At 71.5% G+C, this 5,659-nt stretch carries 6 protein-coding genes; all 6 read right to left on the bottom strand.

Annotated elements, in window-relative coordinates; genetic code table 11:
- Positions 1–174: carbamoyl-phosphate synthase domain-containing protein (locus ACY0I8_RS15750; RefSeq protein WP_461395503.1), on the bottom strand; the 174-nt coding region annotated here is incomplete at its 3' end.
- The gene (locus ACY0I8_RS15755) at positions 171–1,490 is read right to left on the bottom strand and encodes a dihydroorotase (protein ID WP_461395500.1); all 1,320 of its coding nucleotides are present in this window, start codon (positions 1,488–1,490) and stop codon (positions 171–173) included. The genes ACY0I8_RS15750 and ACY0I8_RS15755, both read right to left, overlap by 4 nt.
- Positions 1,478–2,416 carry an aspartate carbamoyltransferase catalytic subunit gene (locus ACY0I8_RS15760; protein WP_461395504.1) on the bottom strand — a complete coding sequence of 313 codons (939 nt, stop codon included), beginning with the start codon at positions 2,414–2,416 and terminating at the stop codon, positions 1,478–1,480. The genes ACY0I8_RS15755 and ACY0I8_RS15760 overlap by 13 nt, the downstream gene beginning before the upstream one ends.
- A gap of 2 nt (positions 2,417–2,418) precedes the next feature.
- Positions 2,419–2,982, bottom strand: a complete 564-nt coding sequence (gene pyrR / locus ACY0I8_RS15765) for a bifunctional pyr operon transcriptional regulator/uracil phosphoribosyltransferase PyrR (protein WP_459941463.1) — start codon at positions 2,980–2,982, stop codon at positions 2,419–2,421.
- A gap of 357 nt (positions 2,983–3,339) precedes the next feature.
- Complete coding sequence (locus ACY0I8_RS15770; RefSeq protein ID WP_461395501.1) at positions 3,340–4,545, bottom strand: hypothetical protein; 1,206 nt, start codon at positions 4,543–4,545, stop codon at positions 3,340–3,342.
- A 222-nt stretch (positions 4,546–4,767) separates the two neighbouring features.
- Complete coding sequence (locus ACY0I8_RS15775; RefSeq protein WP_461395502.1) at positions 4,768–5,583, bottom strand: hypothetical protein; 816 nt, start codon at positions 5,581–5,583, stop codon at positions 4,768–4,770.
- Positions 5,584–5,659 lie beyond the last annotated feature (76 nt).

Genomic DNA, 5,659 nt, shown 5'->3' on the forward strand with positions numbered 1-5,659 from the left:
CTCCGGGTAGGTCATGGCCACGATCTGGCCCTTGTAGGAGGGGTCGCTCAGGACCTCCTGGTACCCGGTCATGCTCGTGTTGAACACCACCTCGCCGACGGTCGTGCCCTCGGCCCCGAAGGACCATCCCCGGAACACGGTTCCGTCGGCCAGGGCGAGTAGCGCCTTTTTCATGCGGGAAGCCTCTCTGCGGTATCGAGATTCTCGGCCGTGATCCGGCCCTGCCAGTACACGAACCTTCCCCCCACCACGGTGCCCACGGCCCGGCCCCGGAGCTCCATGCCGGCGAACGGGCAGTTTCGGGACTTCGAGAAGAACGCCGCCGGATCCACGGTCCACCGGGCCTCGGGGTCCACCAGCGCGATGTCGGCCGGGCTCCCCGGGGCGAGCGTCCCCCCCGGGAGCCCCAGGGCCCGGGCCGGCCCGACGGTGAGCGCGGCCACGGCCCGCACCCGGTCCAGGAGCCCGTGGTGCACGAGTCGCAGGGTCACCCCGAGGCTCGTCTCGAGCCCGATCACCCCGTTGGGGGCGGCCTCGAACTCCACCTCCTTCTCGTCGGGGGCGTGGGGGGCGTGGTCGGTGGCGATGGCGTCCACCACCCCCCGGCGCAGGGCCTTCTGCACGGCCTCCACGTCGGCGATCTCCCGCAAGGGCGGGTTCATCTTGGCGTTCGTGTCGAACCCCCGCACCGCGTCCTCGGTCAGGGTGAAGTAGTGGGGCGCCGTCTCCCCGGTCACCCGAAGCCCCATGCGCTTGGCGTAGCGGAGGAGCTTCATCGACCCCCGGGTCGAAAGGTGCGCCAGGTGGAGCCGCGCCCCCGTGCGCCGGGCCAGCAGGAGATCCCGGGCCACCTGGATCTCCTCGGCCTCGGCCGGGATGGCCGGAAGCCCCAGGTACGCCGAGGCGAGCCCCTCGTTCATGGCCCCCCCGGCGGCGAGATCGAGGTCCTCGCAGTGGCTCACCACTGTGAGCCCAAAGGCCGAGGCGTACTCCAGGGCCCGGCGCATGAGAAGGCTCGAGGAGACGGGGTGGCCGTCGTCGGTCACGGCCACGCACCCGGCCTCGGCCAGGTCCCCGATCTCGGCCAGGTCCTCGCCCCGGAGGCCCTTCGAGATCGCGCCCACCGGGTACACCCGGCACACCCCGCCCTGCCGGGCCCGCTCCAGGATGTAGCGGGTCACCTCGGCGTTGTCGTTCACCGGCCGGGTGTTGGGCATGGCGCACACGGCCGTGACCCCCCCGGCCACGGCGGCCCGGGTGCCCGAGGCCACGTCCTCCTTGTACTCCTGGCCGGGCTCCCGCAGGTGCACGTGGATGTCGATGAGGCCCGGCAGCACCCAAAGCCCCGCGGCGTCCACCACCGGGGCCCCGCCCGGGTCGATGGAGGGCTCCACGGCCGCGATCTTCCCGTCGGCCACGGCCACGTCGCGGGGGGCGTCGACCCCGGCCGCCGGGTCGATCACGTGGCCCCCGCGGATCACGAAGTCCATTCCGACCTCCCTCCCCCCACGAGGAGATAGAGCACCGCCATCCGCACGGCCACCCCGTGCTCCACCTGCTCCAGGATCACCGAGCGGGGGCCGTCGGCGAGCTCCGAGGCGATCTCGACCCCCCGGTTCATGGGCCCCGGGTGCATCACGATGGCGTCGGCCGCGGCCCGCTCCATGACCCGCGGGTTCAAACCGAACACCCGGGCGTACTCCCGGTCCGAGGGGAACACGGCCCGGCCCAAGCGCTCCTTCTGGATCCGCAGGGCCATCACCACGTCGGCCCCTGCCACGGCCTCGGCCACCCGGGTGAAGGCCTCCACCCCGAGCCGCTCCACCTGGGGCGGGAGCATGGTGGGCGGGCCGCACACCCGCACCCGGGCCCCCAGCTTCGTGAGCGCGTGGATGTTCGAGCGGGCCACTCGGGAGTTGGCAATGTCGCCCACGATCGTCACCGTGAGGCCCTCGATCCGGCCCTTGTGCTTTCGGATCGTGAAGAGGTCCAGGAGCGCCTGGGTCGGGTGCTCATGGCGGCCGTCCCCCGCGTTCACCACGGCGCAGGCGAGGTGCCGGGCCACGAACTCGGCCGCCCCGGCGGCCGAGTGGCGGATCACCACGGCGTCGGGCCGCATGGCCTCGATGTTCTTCACGGTGTCGAGGAGCGTCTCGCCCTTCTTGACCGAACTCGTCGAGGCCGAGAAGTTCACCGTGTCGGCCGAGAGGCGCTTCTCGGCGATCTCGAAGGAGAGTCGGGTGCGGGTCGTGGCCTCGAAGAACCCGTTGACAACGGTCTTCCCCCGGAGCGCCGGCACCTTCTTGACCTCCCGGCGGGAGACGTCCAGGAACCCCTCGGCCGTGTCGAGGATGTGCACGATCTCCTCGGGGGCCAGGGGCTCGATGGCCACGAGATCCTTCCGCGCGAACGCCACGGTCACCCCTCCCCCTCCTCCCACCCCGGCTCCACCAGGAACACGGCGTCGTCGGCCGGGTCGTCGCCCACCCGCACCTCGATCTCCTCCTCGGGTCGGGTGGGCTCGACGTGGCCCACGTAATCGGGCTGGATCGGGAGCTCCCGGTGGCCCCGGTCCACCAGCACCGCGAGCTGGATCGCCCGGGGCCGGCCCAGGTCCACCAGGGCGTCGAGCGCGGCCCGCACGGTGCGGCCCGTGTAGAGCACGTCGTCCACCAGCACCACCACCCGGTCGTCCAGGGAGAACGGGATGTCCGTGGGGCCCAGGGGCGGAGGCGCGCCCTTGCGGCCCAGATCGTCGCGGTAGAGGGTGATGTCGAGCCGGCCCACGGGAACCTCCACCCCCTCGGCCCGCCGAATATGCTCGGCGAGCCGCCGGGCCAGAAGGTCGCCCCGGCGCACGATGCCCACGAGGGCGAGATCCCGGGTGCCTCGGTTTCGCTCGAGGATCTCCAGGGCCATCCGGGCCAGCGTGCGGCGCACGGCCTCGGCGTTCAGAAGCACCCTGCGGTACGGTTCGGGCATGGGATCCTTCCGCTGGGAGGCTGGGACGCTAGGAGGTTAGGACGCGCGAACCTCGGGTTCCGGCCCACCGGAACCCCTTGTCCACGCGCGGCCGGCCCCGGCCGAACTCAAAAAAAAACCTTCTCGCCTGGGCGGAGAAGGTTTCGCCTCGTCGTTCGGGGTACAACGGGTCCAACATCGGTGCTCCTACGGGCCCCCGGTTTCCGGTTGGCGCGGGAGTCTACCAGCCGGCCTCCCGGGGGTCAACCGCTCCGGCGGCGAGCGCTCGGGGCTTGTGCCTCCGATTGCGTCCGCATTCCCCACACCGTTGCTTCCTGTAAGCAACGGGGCGGCTTCGCAGCCGCCCCGTGTGAACCGTCAATTTGCCTCCAGCAGGCTCCCGGCGGCCGAGTTGTCGTCGGCCGGGGCCACGCGGCCGGCCCCGCCGCCCACGGCGGAGCGGGCGCCCTGGGCCTGGTTGCTGGAGCCGCCGCTCACCGTGGAGCTCGGCCCCCAGGCCTGGTTGGCCTCGCCGCCCGAAACGGTGGACGACTGACCGGCAGCGATGTTGCCCTGGCCGCCCAGGACGGCCGACTCCCACCCCTCGGCGCGGTTCCCGGCGCCGCCCACCACCGCGGACCGGTCGCCCCAGGCATCGTTCCACGTACCGCCGAGAACCGCGGACAGGTACCCCGAGGCGGTGTTGGACTCGCCGGATACCACAACCGACCCCGGAGCGTTGGCCTGGTTGTTCATTCCGCCGACCACCACCGGGCCGCCCGGGCCCCACCATCCCCAGGCCCCTGCCACATTCCCCTCCCCGCCGACGACCACGGCGTACGGGCCGTCCGCGGCGTTCCGGATGCCGCCGAGCACCGAGGCGGCGGTCCCCGCTACCCGGTTCTCCTCACCCGCCACGACCCCGCCGGTGCCCGGATACGAGTGGAACCTGCCCACTACGAGGTTGTGGGAGCCAAACCGGTCGGGCGGGAACCACCCGCCCGGCTCGTTGTAGCCCACGACGAGGTTCCCCAGCCCGTTCGCGGCGTCGGTTGTGCCGGAACCGCTTCGGATGTGCACGTTCACCCCCTCGAACACCACATGGGGTCCGGCGAGCAGGTCCAACTCGGCGGGCTCCAACCGCACGTACGGCCCCAGGGCGAGCACCGGGTTGGCCTCGACCGACGCCAGCCGGGCCGCAAGGTCCGCCGCCTGGGTTTCCAGCGCCTGGGCCCGGGCGGCCAACTCGGCATTCTGGGCCTCGAGGGCCGAGACCTGTGCGGCGAGCGCGGCGTTCTGGGCTTCAAGGGCCGAAACCGCGGCCTCCAGGGCCGCGAACCGGTCCAGCACGTCGGCCCCCAGCTTCGCCTGGGTGACCGCGCCGTCCTGGATGTGGCCGGTTTTCACCCCCGCGCCGGCGTTCGTGTCCTGCCCGGTCGTGCCGTCGGCCTCGGCCAGGTGAGCCGAGAGGACCGAGTCGGGGGCGGGCTCCGGCGGCGGCTTCGATCTCCCCTTCCCGGCCCAGGCGGCGGGCGCCGCGAGCCCAAGGAGCACACACGCCAAGACGATTCCAGCTTTCCTCATGGCATCCCTCCTTCCCGCCCACCCGGGCGGCAGAACGAAAAAAGCCCCGGCCCTAGGGGACCCACGAGTCCCCTAGGTGCCGAGGCGATCCACGCAACCGGATTTGTGCCCACCCCAATGGGCCCCATCCCGGCCTCCCGAATTCCCCCGTTACGGGAGGAGAACCTACCCAAATCTTCCTCGACGTTCAAGTGCCCCGGAACAAGGGCGGGCCGCCCCCCCTCACCAGGCCAGCGAGGACAAAAAGCACCCGCCCGTGGTGGGCGACGCCCCATCGGCCACGGCACCTGGCCCCGTGCCGGCGGTCCCCTCCCCGGTTCCGGAGGCCTGGTTGCCCCCACTTCCCGTGCCGGTCGCGTCCGACACCGTGCCCTGGCCGCCCTCTTCGAACGCAACCGAATAGTTCAGGCCCGCCTCTCCCAGGTTGACCAGGGCCACGTACGCCGGGCCGTCTCCCCCCGGCACAGAGACGGACCGGGTTCCCTCCGAAAGGTCGGTCACGGCCGCCGAGGGGTCGCCTTCGCGCGAAACGGCCAGACGGGCCTGGCCAGGAGACGTGGGTTGGAACAACACGGTGAGGCTGGTGCCGGTGACCGGCAACCGGAACAGGTTGGCCCCGAACCGGCCCGGGGCCGACGAAAAGCCGGTGGAGTAGTCGAGCGGCAGGACTGCGGCGTCGCGGCTCAGGCGGGGGACCCCGGTGCTCCGGTACTCCGCCCCGTCCGGCCAGAAATCCTCCGGATGGGCGGCCAGGCTCCAGAACGCGGCCACCGTGTCGGCCAGCGTGGTCCCGGCCTGGGCCTCCAGCGCCTCGTCCAGGACGGCCTCGAGGCCTTCCTCGTAGGCCCGGCTGAACACGTCCACCCAGAGGTCGGCCCCATGGCGCAACCAGAGGAACCCGGGGAAGATCGCGGCCCCGTACTCCCGAAGCCCGTCCTGGCTGTTCAGGGGTTCCTCGGGGTGGGAGAGGAACTCCTGAATCCGTGAACAGACCTGGTCCGTGGTATCGGGTAGCGGCTGTTTTTTGTGTAGGAGCATTCGACGCAACATCTGGATATTGTTGCCGATTTCGTGCTAACATAGTGGCCTGGAATGTTCACCTTTTCGGTGAATC

The sequence above is a fragment of the Deferrisoma sp. genome, from assembly GCF_054681715.1.